14 protein-coding genes are annotated in these 16,688 nt (G+C 61.2%); 2 read left to right on the top strand and 12 right to left on the bottom strand.

Translation table 11 applies throughout. From position 1 onward, the window contains the following. Positions 1 to 50 precede the first annotated feature (50 nt). From ISX84_RS09930 to ISX84_RS09875, 12 genes are all read right to left on the bottom strand, one after another. Positions 51 to 1,019: a nuclear transport factor 2 family protein gene (locus tag ISX84_RS09930; protein WP_195820167.1), complete on the bottom strand. Its 969-nt coding sequence runs from the start codon at positions 1,017 to 1,019 to the stop codon at positions 51 to 53. Then, entirely contained in the window at positions 1,016 to 2,032 is a 1,017-nt protein-coding gene (locus ISX84_RS09925; RefSeq protein WP_195820166.1) for a LacI family DNA-binding transcriptional regulator, read from the bottom strand. The genes ISX84_RS09930 and ISX84_RS09925 overlap by 4 nt, the downstream gene beginning before the upstream one ends. Further along, positions 2,032 to 2,793, bottom strand: coding sequence for an SDR family NAD(P)-dependent oxidoreductase (locus ISX84_RS09920; protein ID WP_195820165.1), 762 nt, complete (start codon positions 2,791 to 2,793; stop codon positions 2,032 to 2,034). The genes ISX84_RS09925 and ISX84_RS09920 overlap by 1 nt, the downstream gene beginning before the upstream one ends. Next, the gene (locus ISX84_RS09915) at positions 2,790 to 3,836 is read right to left on the bottom strand and encodes an ester cyclase (protein WP_195820164.1); all 1,047 of its coding nucleotides are present in this window, start codon (positions 3,834 to 3,836) and stop codon (positions 2,790 to 2,792) included. The genes ISX84_RS09920 and ISX84_RS09915 overlap by 4 nt, the downstream gene beginning before the upstream one ends. Positions 3,837 to 3,899: 63 nt before the next feature. Beyond that, entirely contained in the window at positions 3,900 to 5,228 is a 1,329-nt protein-coding gene (hisD, locus tag ISX84_RS09910) for a histidinol dehydrogenase (protein ID WP_195820163.1), read from the bottom strand. A gap of 8 nt (positions 5,229 to 5,236) precedes the next feature. Then, a complete protein-coding gene (locus ISX84_RS09905; protein WP_195820162.1) occupies positions 5,237 to 5,767 on the bottom strand; it encodes an ester cyclase in 531 nt (176 codons plus the stop codon). A gap of 46 nt (positions 5,768 to 5,813) precedes the next feature. Then, positions 5,814 to 6,971: a carbohydrate ABC transporter permease gene (locus ISX84_RS09900; RefSeq protein WP_195820161.1), complete on the bottom strand. Its 1,158-nt coding sequence runs from the start codon at positions 6,969 to 6,971 to the stop codon at positions 5,814 to 5,816. 50 nt (positions 6,972 to 7,021) lie between these two features. After that, positions 7,022 to 8,047 (bottom strand): carbohydrate ABC transporter permease, encoded by a 1,026-nt coding sequence (locus ISX84_RS09895; RefSeq protein ID WP_195820160.1) that lies wholly within the window; start codon positions 8,045 to 8,047, stop codon positions 7,022 to 7,024. Positions 8,048 to 8,178: 131 nt separating this feature from the next. Continuing rightward, positions 8,179 to 9,396, bottom strand: a complete 1,218-nt coding sequence (locus tag ISX84_RS09890) for an ABC transporter substrate-binding protein (protein WP_195820159.1) — start codon at positions 9,394 to 9,396, stop codon at positions 8,179 to 8,181. Positions 9,397 to 9,472: 76 nt separating this feature from the next. Next, entirely contained in the window at positions 9,473 to 10,564 is a 1,092-nt protein-coding gene (locus tag ISX84_RS09885; protein ID WP_195820158.1) for an ABC transporter ATP-binding protein, read from the bottom strand. Between the two features lie 1,027 nt (positions 10,565 to 11,591). Continuing rightward, a complete protein-coding gene (locus ISX84_RS09880) occupies positions 11,592 to 13,772 on the bottom strand; it encodes a thiamine pyrophosphate-dependent enzyme (protein WP_195820157.1) in 2,181 nt (726 codons plus the stop codon). Positions 13,773 to 13,899: 127 nt separating this feature from the next. Next, entirely contained in the window at positions 13,900 to 15,123 is a 1,224-nt protein-coding gene (locus ISX84_RS09875; protein ID WP_195820156.1) for an acyl-CoA dehydrogenase, read from the bottom strand. A gap of 108 nt (positions 15,124 to 15,231) precedes the next feature. On the opposite strand from ISX84_RS09875, the gene ISX84_RS09870 reads away from it, so the two are divergent. Next, complete coding sequence (locus ISX84_RS09870) at positions 15,232 to 16,122, top strand: LysR substrate-binding domain-containing protein (protein WP_195820155.1); 891 nt, start codon at positions 15,232 to 15,234, stop codon at positions 16,120 to 16,122. Positions 16,123 to 16,415: 293 nt separating this feature from the next. Further along, complete coding sequence (locus ISX84_RS09865; RefSeq protein WP_195820154.1) at positions 16,416 to 16,667, top strand: cupredoxin domain-containing protein; 252 nt, start codon at positions 16,416 to 16,418, stop codon at positions 16,665 to 16,667. Positions 16,668 to 16,688: the final 21 nt, after the last annotated feature.

Genomic DNA, 16,688 nt, shown 5'->3' with positions numbered 1-16,688 from the left:
CCGCTCCTTCATTGTTCCATAAATATGCATGTTCGTAACCTCTTAGCCTGTTAACCTGTGGCCAGCAGGATCTGCTTCCAGATCGTGGTTTCGTCAAAAATCACATATTCGCGGCGCAGCCCCCAAGGGCCAAATTCCGCATGGCTGATGCCCAAAAGGTAGACCTCGGCCCCGGTGGGCGCGCCGAAGCGGCCCCAGCCGCTGTGTTTCCCGTGCAAAGACCAGCGCAGAGCGGCGCGGGGCGGCATCAACGCGTCATCGCGACCGATCTGGTGGTCGATCTGGAACGTCGCATCGGGAAAAGACGCGCGCAGGCCCATCCAGAACTGATCGACATCGCCGTGGCTGTGGCCAGTCTTCCCGCCGGGGTATTCGACGTGCACCGCGCGGTCATAAGCGGCGGGGATTACCGCCATATCCGCCCCCATGATGCGGGTCAGGATGTCGGCGTATTTTTCGCCCCACTCGTTGTCATTGCCGCGGCCCTTGTAGGGCCCGGGCTGATCCGTCGCAGGCGTCAGCGGCGGCACACAGGCCTCCGGCCCCCCTTCGCGCGCAATCAGATCAGCGGCGTAGTCTTTCGGGTCCCAGCCCAGCTGACGCACGATGGCGCCCTGATCGCGGATCAGCCATTCATCGTTGATCTGGTTGTTGATCGCGTGACAGTCCGCCAGAATGCGGTAGGTCAGCTTCTTGCCCGTAGCCTTGCCGTAAACGCCGTCATGCGCGTGGGTTGCGGTGCTCAGCAGCCGGTGCGAGGACAACATCCCCTCCTCCGGCGTGCCGGACCAGATCACGTCTTCGCCCAGCAGCGTGCGATCCGGGAATTCGGCCAGCGTCGCCATGGTGGCCCCGATCACGTTTTGATTGCCCACCACCACCGAGGCGGGCGAGCGCACGACGATATCGTCAGCGTAATACTGGTGCAGGGTCGCGATACCGCGATCCTCCCATATCTCCTTGGTGATGCCGATGATATAATCGGGGAAATCCGCGAACTTCGGATCGAAGCCTTTCATAGGGTCATACCTTCAGGTTTGCGGGCAGAGCCGCGGACAATCAAAGGACCATCGAGCGTGATCCGGCGCGGCGCCTCATCATCTTCGTTGAGCCGCGCCATCAACGCCTCGACCGTGGCGGCAACCATCGCATTGGCTGGTTGGCGCACGGTGGTGAGGTTGTAGCTGGGCCAATGCGAGAGCGTCACGTCGTCATAGCCCACGACCGAAACGTCCTGCGGCACCCGCAAGCCCAGCTCATAGCGCAGCACATCCATGACGGCAAAGGCCATGTGATCATTGGCCACAAAAACCGCATCAGGCGGCGAGGTGGCGTGGAACATCTCGCGCGCCGCCGCCTGCGCGGTCTCGAAGTGGAAATTGCCAACCCCGCGCGCGTGCAGGGCCATGCCCGACGCCTCCAGCCCGGCCATGAAACCCGCTTCCCGGTCGATCTGGGTCGAGGCGTCTTCCCAGCCCGCGATATGGGCAATGCGGCTGTGCCCGCCCGCAATCAGGAATTCGGCCAGCTTGCGCCCGCCCGCGACGTTGTCCGAGGTGACCGAGGTCAGCCGGTCGTCATACTGATGCCGGTTAAAGAGCACGATGGGGATGCCCAACCCCTCGCAGCGCTTCGTCAGGTCGTTCGAGAGGCCCACGGAAGCGGCGATGATCGCATCCACCTGGTAGTCCAGCAGCTCATCGATCACCTTCTGCGTGGCGGCATGATCGTTCGAGGCCATGAAGACGAGCACGTGATAGCCTTCGGCCTGCAGCGCCTTGCTGAGCCGTTCGATGGCCTCAGGGTAAAACTGGTTTTCGAGGTAGGCCACAACCAGCCCGATGATCCGGCTGCGCCCGGTGATCAGCGAGCGCGCGAGCACGTTTGGACGGTAGCCCAATGCGGCAGCCGCCTTGCGCACCTTCTCAGCCGTGCCCTTGCTGACGGAGGCCCCGGGCGTGAAAACGCGGCTCACCGCAGAGCGGCTGACCCCGGCCTTTTCGGCCACATCAAGAGAGGTCACCTTGGACATCAGCCTGCGGTCCAGCCGCCGTCGATCAGCATCGAGGTGCCGGTGACCATTGCCGAGGCGTCAGACGCAAGGAACAGCACTGCGCCCATGATATCCTCCACCTCGCCGACGCGGGGCAGCTTGATCTTGTCGAGAATCCAAGCGAGGCGGTCGGGTTTGTCGAAGGTGACCTGGCTCAGCGGCGTGCGGATGAAGGTCGGGCAGATCGTGTTGATGCGGATGCCCGCTTTGCCCCATTCGATGGCCATGGCTTTCACCATGCCTTCGAGCCCGTGTTTCGAGGTGCAATAGACCGCCCGGTCGACCCCGCCCACATGGCCCATCTGGCTGGAGATATGGATGATCGAACCCGATTTTCCCTCTTCAATCAGCGCCTTGGCGGCCTGGGCCGAGAGAAAATAGGCGCCGCGCAGGTTGATATCCATCACCGCATCGTAATCCTCTGGCGTGGTCTCGGTTGCGGGCGCATGGCGGGCCAGCCCGGCCGAGTTCACCACGACATCGAAGGGCGTGTCAAAAGCCCCAGCAAGTGCTGTCACATCGCTCTGATCCAGCGGCATCGCCTCCGCCGACCAGCCCTGCCCGGCCATCGCATTTACGGCATCCTGCAGCACATCCGCGCGCCGCGCGGCGCAAACCACATGCGCACCGGCCTCCGCCAGCGCCACAGCACAGCCCAACCCAATGCCCGACGACGCGCCGGTCACCAGCGCGCGTTTGCCTGTCAGGTCAAAGGACGGCGTGCGCGGCAGATCACTCACAGCGCGACCCCCGTCTCCGGGTCAAAACCCACACGCGCTTTGTTGAATTCGCGCATCCGCGCCAGCACATCGACACCGATCTGGTCGTACATGTGCAGCAGGTCCACCATCACCCAGTTTTCCCGGATCAGCCCGTTTTCGATGCGCCAGAAATCCAGGGACCGCATCTCGATCTTTGCGGCCGTTGGCGCGATGCCAAGCCAACCGCCATGGGTGATCGACTGCACCATGTCCGGCCAGCCGGTCACGGCGGCGTAATTCCGATCCCCGAAGAAGTGATACTCGACTTCATCAAGATACTGTCCCCGGTCTGGCATGCCGTTGAGAAACGGGATCTGGTGCCATTTGCGAAAGCCTTCGATCCCCCGGCCCGTGCCGATACCAGATGGCCCATACCACGTCATGCGCGGATGCCAGAAACGCGCCATTTCCATGACCTCCGGCCCGCCTTCGGAGGGATGGCGCTTGAGATGCTCCAGCATATCGACAATATGAACACGGCTCGCTTCAGCGGCCTCCGCATCGTAAGGGCCCGGCAACAGTCCATCACAGGTCGCGGGTCCCGGGATGTGCCACTCCCGCCCCAGCGACGGGCTCATCGGCCAGGCGCCCGCCTGCATCATCACCTCCGGCAGATCCCACAGCGCCTGCATCTCGGTGATCTTACCATTCTCGAAACGATAGAACTCATGGAACCGCATATGCGTGAGGTGCCCCGTCGGCGGGATATCGAGCCACGACGCCCGGAAAGTACCGGTGTAGAACCCACCACAGCCGATCCAATCGGCCCCCTCGGGCGTGGGGCCCGCCATCACGATGTGGTCGCGCCGCTCCAGATCTGGCACAGCACGAACAAGCGGCCCGTAAACCGCGTCCACATAGGCATCGACGCCCTGGACAGTCTCGAAAGGGAAGGCGAGGCGAAAGACCACATCCGGCGCGCAGATACCCTGTAGAATCGCCCGCACCTCCGCGAGGTCGAAATCATACATCGCCGCGCGCAACGGCGCAAAAAGCGCTTTGTGAGAGGAATGTGTGTCCATGTCTTCTTCTGGCCAAAAGTATCCCGGGGGTCCGGGGGCAGCGCCCCCGGGGCGGCGTACCTCCTACTCGGCGGCTTGCTGCGCGGGGGCCCCTTCACCGTAGGGCACATTGACCCCACCATAGCGCCGGACCCGCAGGTTGCACTGTTCAGCATGCCCGACAAACCCCTCCAGCATGCAGAGGCGCGAGCCATAGGCGCCGATCTCCGCCGCCGCCGCATCCGTTGTCACCTTCTGATAGCTGTGTGTTTTCAGGAACTTGCCGACCCAAAGCCCGCCTGTATAGCGCCCCGCCTTCTTGGTTGGCAGCGTGTGGTTGGTGCCGATCACCTTGTCCCCATTAGCCACATTGGTGCGCGGACCCAGGAACAGCGCGCCATAGCAGGTCATGTGTTCCAGGAACCAGTCGTCGCGGTCGGTCATCACCTGCACGTGCTCGGAGGCCACATCATCGGCCACCTGCAGCATCTCGTCATAGGTGTCGCAGAGGATGGCCTCGCCATACTCCTCCCAGCTCACCCGCGCGGTCTCGGCTGTAGGCAGGATTTCTAGGATACGGTCGATTTCAGAGAGCGTCTCCTCCGCCAGCTTTCGTGAATTGGTGAGAAGAACTGCGGGCGAATTGTAGCCATGCTCTGCCTGCCCCAGCAGATCGGTCGCGCACATCTCCGCATCCACGGTCTCATCGGCGATCACCATCGTCTCGGTCGGGCCCGCGAAGAGATCAATTCCGACGCGGCCGAACAGCTGGCGCTTGGCCTCGGCGACAAAGGCATTGCCTGGGCCGACGATCATATGCACCGGATCGATGGTCTCCGTCCCCAGCGCCATCGCGCCCACCGCCTGGATGCCGCCCATCACATAGATCTCATGCGCCCCGCCCAGATGCATCGCCGCAATCACCCCGGGGTTCGGTTTGCCCTTGAAGGGCGGCGTGCAGGCGATGATGCGCGGCACTTTCGCAACGCTTGCCGTGGCCACGGACATGTGCGCCGAGGCCACCATAGGGAACTTCCCACCGGGCACATAGCAGCCCACCGACTGCACAGGGATGTTCTTATGCCCGAGGATCACGCCGGGCATCGTCTCGACCTCGATGTCCAGCATCGAATCTCGCTGGGCTTGGGCGAAGTTGCGCACCTGCTCTTGTGCAAATTTGATGTCTTGGAGCTCGCGGGGGCTCAGCTGGGCAATCAGGTCGTCGATCTCCTGTTGGCTCAGCTTGAACGAGGCCGGGCTGTAGTTGTCGAATTTCTCACTAAGCTCGCGCACCGCCAGATCGCCGCGCGCCTCGATATCGGCCAGCGTCGCCTCGACAGCCGCCCGCGTCTTCGCATCGTCCTCGGCGCGCTCGGCCTCTGGTTTGCCGCGTTTCAGAACCTCGATTGCCATCTCTTACCTCACTGATCAGGCTGGGGCGGCGTCTTCTCGCCCCGGTCAAAAGCTTCCCAGCCTTCGCCGTCGAACACATCGACGCCGAGCTGGGCCAGAACATGCGGGAAATCGACCATCACCCAGTTGTCGGTGATCTTGCCGTTTTCCACTTTCCAGAAATCCATATAGCGGATGTCCACCCGTTTGCCGGTGGGGGCCACGCCCATGAACACCCCGGAATGGGTTGCCTCCTGCCGTCCGAAGGCGGCGGCCCATTCGCCCATGTAGAGCCGGGCTTCGTCGATGCAGGTTTTGTCGGAGAAGGCGGCCTGAAACGGGCGCTGCCAGTTGTCCTGAAATTCCCGCAATCCGTTTTTGGTGCCGCAGCCCTGGTTGCCCATCCAGCGGAAGTTTTGCGCGAAGAAAGAGCCGATATCGTCGATCCGGTGATCGTTCAGACCGTCCACCATGCCTTCGATCACCGCGCGGGTGTCTTCCGTTTTGGACATATCCGTATCGCGGCTGAGGGACGCTTGTTCGGGGCGGGATCCTTTCATTGGGAAGACGCCTCCGGCGGGCATATTTGGAGAACAATGAAAACCATCATCCCTTCACCGCCCCCGCGGTAAGACCTGAGACGATCTGGCGCTGGAAAACCATGACCAGCAGGAAAAGGGGCGCTGTGATGGAAACGGCAGCAGCGACCGCTTCGACCTGATCCGTGGTGGTGGTTTCACGGTTGAAGTAGCCCGCGATGGCCGGGACCATCGTCTGGTTCTGTGCATCGAGCAGCAGGGCGGTGACGAGGAAGTCGTTGTAGCCCAGAAGGAAACTGAAGAGACCGGTGGTGATCACACCTGGCCACATCACCGGCATGATCACGCGGCGGAAGGCCTGGAAGTGGCTGCAGCCGTCAACGCGCGCGGCCTCGTCCAGTTCGGCGGGGATGTTCTGGAAGAAGCTGCGCAGCATCCAGATGGTGAAGGGCTGGTTGATCGAGACCAGCACGGCGATCACTGCCCAGGGCTGGCCATAGAGCGTCGGCGCCCCTTCGCCGAAGATCGGAGCCAGGATTTCAGAGGAGTTGATGAAGACCGGCAGGTAGCCGGCCACCAGCACGGAATGCGGCAGGGCGCGGAAGATCAGGGCGAGGATGAGCAACCAAAAGGCGAGATCAGACCCGGAGCGCGCGAGCCCGTAACCTGCGAGGGTGCCGACGGTCAGGGAGATGGTCACAACGCCTGCGGTGACCAGCATGGAGTTGAGGAAGTTGCGATAAAATTCGTTCTCACCCCAGACGGCGATGTAGTGTTGGGTGGTCATGCCCAAAACAGGCGTGCCAAGCGGGCCGAGGAGGCTGTTGAGCACACCGAGGATAAGCGGCAGCAGGCCAAAGAAGATCAGCACAAAGGTTATGGCGTAGACCAGCGCGCCAACGATCCAGCCCAGCACGATGAGGCCGGGCGGGCAATACTGCCGCACCAGTGCGGGCAGTTTGGTGAAAGCCCAGCGGATGGCGAAGAACAGCACAACGACACCCAGAGCGATGTCGATGATCGAAAGCCCGTCGCCATTAGCCCGGGTGGCGGGCCCCGTGATCACGTCCCAGGCGCTATCGGCGAAGGCGTCGACGGGAGATTTGAAGCTCATCACCGCGATCCAGAAGATCGGGAAGGCGGCAAGCAGGCACCAAAAGGCCAGGAAAGCACCGGACGAAAACCGCAGTGCAAAGGACTGCCGCATGGCTCTGGGTGTAGACATTCAGAAAGCCTCCCTTTGGGGCAGTGGTCTGGCGTCGGATTGACGTGCCATCAGTGTGCGCTCCCCTTGTGGTCGCGCCACGTGCGGCGCAGGGGCATGATCAGCAGCAGCACGATCCCGATCATGGTGAGCATGGAGGAGGCCGAGGCACGCGACATCGCGCGGTTGCCTGCATCATCCGGCGTCATGAAGTCGAAGGTCAGCCATTGCAGTGAAATCACATGCGCCTGGCTGCGGAAGCCCACGATTTCATCAAAGACGCGGTAGCAGTCCATCAGGTGGATGAGCGCGATGAAGATGATCAGCGGCATCAGGTGCGGCACGATCACGTGGCGCAGACGCTCCCAGCGGCTGGCCCCATCGATCACGGCGGATTCCAGCGTATCCATGTTCACGGTTTGCAGGCCGGCGTAGAAGATTACGAAGGCGAAGGGCGCCACGTGCCAGACGCGGTAGAAATACATCAGAAGCTCGATGGTCCAGGCCTGCGCGAACATGGAGATGTTCTGGCCTGACCAGCGCTCCATCATCGCTGTGAGGATACCGTCGCCCACAAAGAGCCAGTAGATCGAGAGCGAACCGATCACAGGGGTAATGATGAAGGGCAGGAGCGAGATGAAGATGATCGGGCCGCGGATGGAGCGGGTGGCGTTGTTGACCGCGAGCGCGATGGCAAGGCCCACGCCAATCACCAGCGGCAGGGTCAGCAGCGTAAAGGAAAGCGTGAAGCGCAGCGCTTTCCAGAAATCTATCTGCATGATCTGGTTCCAGCTGCCATTGCCGACAGCAGACCAGAATTTATCCATTTGCAACACGTTGCGATAGCTTTGCAAACCGACCCAGCGGGTTGCCGTGACCGTCTTGCCGGCCTCGTCGAGCACGGGCACGGTCTTGATCTCGGTGGTACAGGTCTGGGTCAGGAACCCGGGGGTGCAGGTCTCGACCTCGATCTGTTCCAGGATTGGTTGGGTGACCTGGAAGCTCTGGATGAACACACTGACAAGCGGGGCAGCAATGAACAGAAGCATCATGAAGACGGAAGGCCCGACAAAGGCTGCAAATGTCTTGAACTTCATGGTGTTCTCCTAGTGGCAAACATGTTTGCAAAGAGGCCGGGAAGGGTTTGCAAAACGCACAGCTCTTGCGCTTGGCACTCCCCCCGGAGTGGCGTGGGACGCTGGCCGGGAAGCCCCCGGCCAGCGCATCCTTACTTCAGGACGCCCGCTTCCTTGGCAGAGGTCGTATAGGCCTCTTCGATGGCGATAAGCGTTGCGGCTGCGTCGCGCTCGCCGGTCAGGAAGGCAGGAAGCTCATTGCCGAGGGCAGTGTGCAGCAAGCCCATTTGCGTGGTTGAGGGATAGGCAGGCGGGGCCGGATTGGCCGTTGCCGTCTCAATCGCGCCTGTCGCGATATCGGTGGGCTCATAGCCTCCAACCAGCCAGATCGCCGCGTCATTCGCACCCTGCACCATTTCTGTGTCGAGGCCTTCCATGGCCAGACGGAAAGCGGCATCCGCCTCTTCATCCGAGATGTTTTTCGCAATCACGATGCCATCCCACCAAAGCGTTGTGGCGGGTGCGCCATCGGCAACTGCCTTGGGGGCGGCAGCCATCGCCACCTTGCCCACAACCTGGCTTTCGGCCTCATCATTCATCGCGCCCGCGCGGCTTGCCCAGAGATTCGCCATGGCAATCTTACCCTGCTGAAACTGCTGCTGCACGTAGGTGGAATCACTGACCAGCACTTCTGGATCGGTGTAGTCGAGTGCTTTTTTCATGGTCTCCAGCGATGCGAGCCCCGCATCGGAATTCACGGCGGTTGTGTTGTCATCGTTGAAGAACTTGCCGCCGTGGCCGGGGTACATGTTCACGAATTCCTGCGCGATATTCCAACCGGATTTCATCGTGGCACCCAGTGGATAGTCAACCACCCCAGCCTCTTTGATCTTCTCGGCTGCGGCGTAGACCTCATCCCATGTGGTGGGGGTGTCGATCCCCAGATCGGCAAGGATATCGGAACGGTACATCAGGTGCTGTGTATTCACCATCATTGCCACGGCCATGATCTGGCCATTGATGCGAATGAGCTGGTTGGGGCTGAGGTTCTGGCCATATTTCTCGACCAGGTCGTCGAGGGGGCGAATGGTGCCGGCATTCAACAGCGGTGTGATCGTGCCATTTGACACGCCGCCGATCTGGTAGAGCGAGGGGTTGGCCTCAAAGGCCGCGGGCTGCTTGGTGCGGAATTCCTGATCCAACTCGGCCTGGAAATTCCCGCATTCGGCCATTGCATCGGTCACGGCTTTCCACGCCTCGAACCCGGCGGAGAGCGACTTGACCGGCACCTCGTTTTGATAGGAGCAGGCCATCGCCGCGCTCCCCAAGAGCGAGACAACCCCCGCCAGTGCGATTTTCTTCAAGAACATATGCAAACTCCCTTTTGCAGTTTTGCAGAGTGCATCTTGCAAGGCTGCACTCGTGATTGGCCCCGAAGGGCATGTGTCATCCAGCGACGCCGACCTGCGCGCTTGTGTCCGAACCCGCTGTATCGATGCGCTGTCCGGTACTCGTGTCGAAGAGGTGACAGATCGCGACCGGTACCGAGAAAGACACCATGTCACCGATCTCGGCGCGGAATTCCTTGTGTGCCTTGACCGAAACCAACTGCCCCCCGGCCCGGACGGTCAGCATAGTGGCATCGCCCAAGAGTTCGATGGTGTAGATGGGCGCGGTGATCTGGCCGCTGGTCCCTTGAGCCAAGGTCGCATCCTCGGCCCGGAACCCCAGTGTCACGGGTCCGTCCGAACCCGTCAGGCCGGAGATCGAGACGTTGTTGCCAGAGAAGGTGCCACCGCGCATCTCGCCATCCATCAGGTTCATCGCCGGGCTGCCGATAAAGCTGGCCACGAAGGTGTTGGCGGGCTGGTCGTAGATGTCCGTGGGCGTGCCGACCTGCTGCACCTTGCCCTGTTTCATCACCACAACGCGGTCGGCCAGCGTCATCGCCTCGATCTGGTCGTGGGTCACGTAGACGGTGGTGACCTTGAGTTCGTGGCTGAGGTTCTTGATCTGCGCCCGGGTCGAGACGCGCAGCTTGGCGTCAAGGTTCGAGAGCGGCTCGTCCATCAGGAAGACGTTGGGTTCGCGCACGATGGCGCGGGCAAGCGCCACGCGCTGGCGCTGGCCGCCCGACAACTCGGCCGGTTTGCGGTGCAGGAAATCGTCCAGCTCCACCATGGCGGAGGCACGGCGCACCCGTTCGTCATGCTCGCCCTCCGGCACCTTGCGCACCTTGAGCGGGAAGCGAATGTTTTCGTAGACGTTCATGTTCGGGTAGAGGCCGTAGGACTGAAACACCATGGCCACGTCTCGATCCTTGGGATCAAGGTCATTCACGACGCGCCCGTCGATGATGATTTCACCGTCCGTAGCGTCTTCCAGCCCGGCAATCATGCGCATCGTCGTTGTCTTGCCACAGCCCGATGGCCCCAGCAGCACAAGAAACTCCTGGTCGGCAATCGTGAGGTCGAAGTCATCAACCCCGACAAAGCTGCCCCACCGTTTGTTGATGTTCCGCAGTTGAATCTCAGCCATGCCGCCCCCGCTGTCGCGCCCTGCCTTTTGCAGGATGTATTAACGCTAGACATTCAACTTGGCGCTTGGCAAGAGATTTTTGCACACGTGTGCAAAGCTCAACCAAAGCGCGCGGCACTTGCTTCGATGCGGAGCACAAAGCTGACAATTCGCGTTTTTTTAAACAGCCTGCAAAGCTTGGATGGCGCTGCGCTGCGGCGCAGGTGTGATCGGCTTCTGCACCCCTGCTGCAGCTTCGATATGTCGCCTACATGTGGTTCTCTGCCAGGTACTGACGTGATGGTCGAAGGGGTCTTCAAACCGCTTCGCGCCGCACTGCAGCACGTACATTGAAGAGACGATATATTCATCGCTGGGGCAAACCGATGCGCGGAAGGCGACGCCCGAATTGCCTCTGCCACCCATTACGCAGGCACGTCCGACGCCCGTATTTTTGGCATTTACCCCTCCAAACGGTTGGCATTTTTAGGCGTCGGGAGGTTCTGCAAGGTCGAAAGTGGCCAGATAATCCAAGCACGAATCATCCTTGGTCTTCCCCATCTGATGCGACAGGCCGGGCGTGATCCCTTCGGAGGGAAACGGGAGTTAGAAACATTTTCCTTAGGTCCATCGGCCCACGAGGGACTGTTGCCCGACAGCAATCAGAGCGCCCAAAACGCGGATCTGGTCGAAACGTTGCCGGGCGATTTGACTTTTTATGACCCGTCAATCGGCGGCTCCAATGGACAGAGGAGAGGGGTTCGTAACGGATCACCGCGCCCCCATTCCGGCAGCTTTCCCGAACCGCAAAGGCGCTAATTGCGGCTGCCGGATCGGGGATGGCAATTACCCGGCTGTCCCGGGTTACCCGTCGATGACAATGACTTATCAGCATCCCTACTTGGGCGTTCCATCAACAGGCCGGGCGTCGACGTTGCGGATCATGGTTTCTTATCGCTGCGCCAATGACAAAATTGCCAAAGACTGTGCGCTGCTCAATTACATGCACCAGATGAGTGTGGACCCAGCCCTGCGGTTCAAAACAATGTCAGGCCAGCAATGCCTTTGCGGCGGCGACGATGCTATCCCGAGACGGAAGCGTCGCCGCATAGGCGGGACCCGTCGCAATGAAACTGTCCTCTGCCGTCAGGCGCGCAACCTTACCAAACCCGCGTTCGGCAAAGAGCGTCATCAGCGCCTCGGCCTGCCCGCCGGTCCGCCGGCACTCATCCACCACAAGCACATGATCACACGCCTGAACGGCCGCCATCAACGCCTCTTCAGGCAAGGGCGCCAGCCAGCGCAGGTCGATGACACGCACCCGGATCCCTTCTCCCGCCAGAACACCCTGTGCCCGACGCGACAGATAATGGCCATTGCCGTAGGTCACAATTGCCACATCCGTGCCGTCGCCGTGCACTCCGATCTGATCCCATGCAATGCGCTCATCAGGGTCGGGGTAGCGCGTCATCCACGCACCATCGCCTGTGTCATGCAGGTCCCGCATCGGGTAAAGCGCGATAGGTTCGACAAAAACGCAAACCCGCTGCTCTTCACGTGCCAGACGGTGACATTCCCGTAACACCCGCGCGGCATCAGCGCCGGTCGACGGGCAGGCAATAACAATCCCGGGGATATCGCGCAGCACGGCCAGAGAGTTGTCATTGTGGAAATGCCCACCGAACCCCTTCTGGTACCCCAGCCCGGCAATGCGCAGCACCATCGGGTTGGTCCACTGACCCCGGCTGAAGAACGGCAAGGTTGCCGCTTCGCCGCGCAGCTGATCCTCGGCATTATGCAGGTAGGCGAGGAACTGAATTTCCGGCATCGGGATGAAACCGTTGTGCGCCGTGCCAATGGCCAGCCCGAGAATGGACTGCTCATCCAGCAGCGTGTCGATCACCCGATCAGGACCGAACCGCGCCTGCAGCTTTTGCGTGACGCCGTAGACGCCCCCCTTTCGCCCCACATCTTCGCCCATGACCAAGGTCTCGGGATGTGCGAGCATCAGATCATGCAGCGCCCAGTTGATGATCCGCGACATCGGTTGCGGCGCATCCATTTGCGGGGCATCGCCGCCGAAGAGATGCAAGCGCTGCTGCGGATCGGGGCCGTTTGTCGGCGCGCAGTTTCGCGCCGGCGGGATCAGGGTCTCCATCACATCCTGCGCGGTTTCAAGATGCGGGCGTTTGACAACCTTCTCCGCTTCTGCCGCCACAGCCTCCAGGGTCTCAAGATACATTCCGGACAGTGTCTCCGCAGACGCCAGCTGCGCCTCTGTCAGCAGACGCGCCGAATGCAGCAAGGGATCATTCGCCTCATCCGCTTCGACCTCTGCACGCGGCAAGTAGCTGGTCGCGACATCAGCCCCGGCGTGACCGTAGAGCCGCACCATCCGCACGTGCAGAAACGCGGGCTGCCGTCTGGTGCGCACGAAATGGGCCGCCTCGGATGCGACAGCAAAGGTGTCAAAGATATCCAGCCCGTCCGCCTCGAAATAGCGGATGCCTGGACGATGCTGGAAAGAGGCCTTGATCCATCCCGCAGGTGTCTTGGTTGAAATCCCGATACCGTTGTCTTCGCAAACCATTAGCAACGGCAGAGGCACACCCTGCACCGCCGTCCAGCCCGCCGCATTGATCGCGCCCTGCGCCGTCGAATGATTGGCCGAGGCATCGCCGAAAGAAACCATCGCAAGGCCATCGCGCGCAAGGCAGCGATGTTCGGGCGCGCGACGACGGGCGAGGCCAATGCTATAGGCTGCCCCGAGCGCTTTCGGCAGATGGCTGGCGATGGTCGAGGTCTGGGGCGGGATCATCAGTGGCCTGCTGCCCAAAACCTTGTGCCGCCCGCCACTGATCGGATCCTCGGCGGAACAGGCGAAACTCAACAGCATGTCCCGCATCATGCCCGATTGTCCAACCTGCTGCGCACGCGCGATCTGAAACGCGGCATCGCGGTAATGCAAAAAGGCGATATCATCGGGGCGCAAGGCCTGCGCCACAGCCGCCATGCCCTCATGCCCGGACGAACCAATGGTGTAGAACCCCTGCCCCATCTTCTGCATTGCGCGGCTCTGGATATCCAGCACCCGGCTCAACACCTGCGCCTGGTAAAGCGCCAGCGCCATGGCCGGCTCAAGCGGGCCAGCCGGAGCCGCACCACCCGGAAAATCACCAACCGCAAGCCGCCGCACCAGGGCTTCATGCACAATCTTCACGCGGTCCATACCGCCCCCAAAATCAAGTTGTTCCGCGTTTTTATGGTACAGCACATCGGCTGACCAGACGCCCCGCTTCATTGTTCGCGCAATATGCTCGGGGGTCCGGGGGCCGACAGCCCCCGGGGCGCGCCGCTCAGAAAAATGCCTGGATACCGGTTTGCGCCCGGCCAAGGATCAGCGCGTGCACATCATGCGTGCCCTCATAGGTGTTCACCGTTTCAAGGTTCATCATGTGCCGGATCACCTGGAATTCACCGCTGATTCCATTGCCGCCGTGCATATCGCGCGACATGCGCGCGATATCGAGCGCCTTGCCGCAGTTGTTCCGCTTCACGATGGAGACCATCTCAGGGGCGGCATTGGCCTGATCCAACAGGCGTCCCACACGCAGCGCACCCTGCAGGCCCAGTGAAATCTCCGTCATCATATCCGCAAGCTTTTTCTGGAAAAGCTGCGTGCCCGCAAGAGGCTTACCAAACTGATGGCGGTCCAGCCCGTATTGCCGCGCCGCGTGCCAGCAGAATTCAGCCGCCCCCATCGCGCCCCAGCTGATGCCATAGCGCGCCCGGTTCAGACATCCGAACGGGCCTTTCAGACCCTGCACGTTGGGCAGCAGCGCGTCGTCGCCCACTTCGACGCCGTCCATGACAATCTCACCGGTAACAGAAGCCCGCAAGGACAGCTTGTTGCCCACCTTTGGTGTGCTGAGCCCGGTCATGCCCTTTTCCAGGATAAACCCGCGGATCTTTCCACCATGCTCTTCGGATTTCGCCCAGACCACGAAGACATCCGCAATCGGCGCATTTGAAATCCACATCTTGGATCCGGTCAGCTTGTAGCCGGTCGCCGTCTTTTCCGCCCGGGTTTTCATACCTGCCGGATCGGACCCCGCATCCGGTTCGGTCAACCCAAAACAGCCGATCCATTCGCCGGCGCAGAGCTTGGGCAGGTACTTCTTGCGTTGCGCCTCGGAGCCATAGGCATAGATCGGATAGATCACCAGGCTCGACTGGACCGACATCATTGACCGATAGCCGGAATCGACCCGCTCCACTTCGCGCGCGACCACGCCGTAGGAGACATTGGACCCGCCCAGCCCGCCGTATTCTTCCGGACAGGTCACGCCCAGCAGACCCATCTCCCCCATTTCGCGGAAAATCGCAGGCTCGGTTGTCTCATTTGCGAAGGCGTCAATGATGCGCGGCTGCAGCTTTTCCTGCGCATAGGCGCGGGCGGATTCCTCGATCATCCGCTCGTCCTCTTCGAGCTGGTCGGCCAGACGAAACGGATCGGACCAGTCAAACGCACCCAGATCAGGGGCATCCTTGGCTTTCAGAACGGGGGTCTCAACATTCATGTCATATCCTCGCAGCAATGCGCCCGGGCCGGGCTTTGCCGCATTATTGCAAAAGCACGGGCAAATGACTAACGATGCTTTATCCTGCGATCCATGAGAAAAACTCATATGTCGGTGCCGCGCCGCTACCTGCCCTCCATTTCCGCGCTGATCGCTTTTGAAGCGGTCGCACGACTGGGCAGTGCGACGCAGGCGGCGGCGGAACTGTCGCTGACGCAAAGTGCGATCAGCCGTCAGTTGAAAGCACTGGAGGACCAGCTGGGCGTGGCGTTGCTGGCCCGCGAGGGACGCGGGCTGGTCCTGACCCCCAAAGGACAAGATTATGTGAGAGAGGTGCGCACTGTCCTGCAGCACCTGGCCCAGGCCGCTGTCTCGGCGCAAACGAATGTCGAGGGCGGGCCGCTGAACCTCGCCATTCTACCCGCCTTCGGGATGCATTGGCTGGCACCGCGTCTGCGCGATTTCGCGCGCAGGCACCCGGAGGTGACGGTGAACCTGTCCACCCGGCTGGCGCCTTTCGATTTCCGCACCTCTTCTTTTGATGCGGCTATTCATTTCGGGCGCGAGGACTGGCCCGGCGTGGCATACCTGCCGCTGCTATCAGAGACCGTCGTGCCGGTCTGTGCCCCGTCCCTTATCGACGCTGCGCTGACCGATCCGGAGGAGATCCTGCGGTACGATCTGCTGCATCTGGACACCCGACCGCGCGGATGGGCGCGATGGTTGCGCGCGCTGGGGCACGCAGAGGAGCCGCCTCCCGGCATGGTTTTCGATCAGTTCTCCACCATGGCACAGGCGGCCATTCACGGGTTGGGCATCGCGCTCCTGCCCACGTTCTTTGCGGAACCCTATCTGGCCGATGGCCAACTCGTTCTCGCCTCGGAGCAGACATCACAAACCATTGGGACCTATTATCTTGTCTGGCCGAAAGACCGTGCCGGGCCACCCGCACTTGTCTCTTTTCGTGATTGGTTGGCCGCCCAAAGGCTAACCCCCTAGAGAGTATAGTTTTTTATTATTCCCGATACACTCCTAACGAGAAAATCCTGATATTTCAATATACTGTACCGGGTTCAGAAACACTCTGTGCACGGGTCGATTGCCGCTGCGGCGACACCGGCCCGGCCCTTTTCAGCCCCATTTCAATTTTAATCAAAACGCATCAGCCGATTGGGTGGGGTCGGTTCAAGGGTGTTTGTTTGGTGTTCAAATCTGTTTCGTTAGTTGCCTTGGTATTCCTTGGATCGGTCCCATTCACGGGCGCGCGCGCGCTGGCCGAAGAGCGCGTGATCATGATCCTGCAGACCACCTATTTCCCAAATCGCACCGCGTTTACGCCCGGCGACACGCTGCGCTTCGTCAACGTCAGCGGGCGGGCGCATCGGGTCAGCAGTTCCGGCGGCGGTTGGACAACCGGAACCATTGCGCATGGCGAGGAGGTCACGTTGGAGATCGATGCCACCATGGCCGGACGGTTTCACGGCAAGTCCCAGCGTCTGATCGAAGGGCGTCTGGATCTGGCACGCCGATCACTCGCGCCCTGATCTACATAAAAACACCCGATG

The organism is Roseobacter sp. MH60115 (genome assembly GCF_015644665.1).
In the GTDB taxonomy this organism is placed as follows: domain Bacteria; phylum Pseudomonadota; class Alphaproteobacteria; order Rhodobacterales; family Rhodobacteraceae; genus Roseobacter.
The sequence above is the reverse complement of the archived record's forward strand: the minus strand, read 5'-3'. Positions and strand labels throughout refer to the sequence as shown.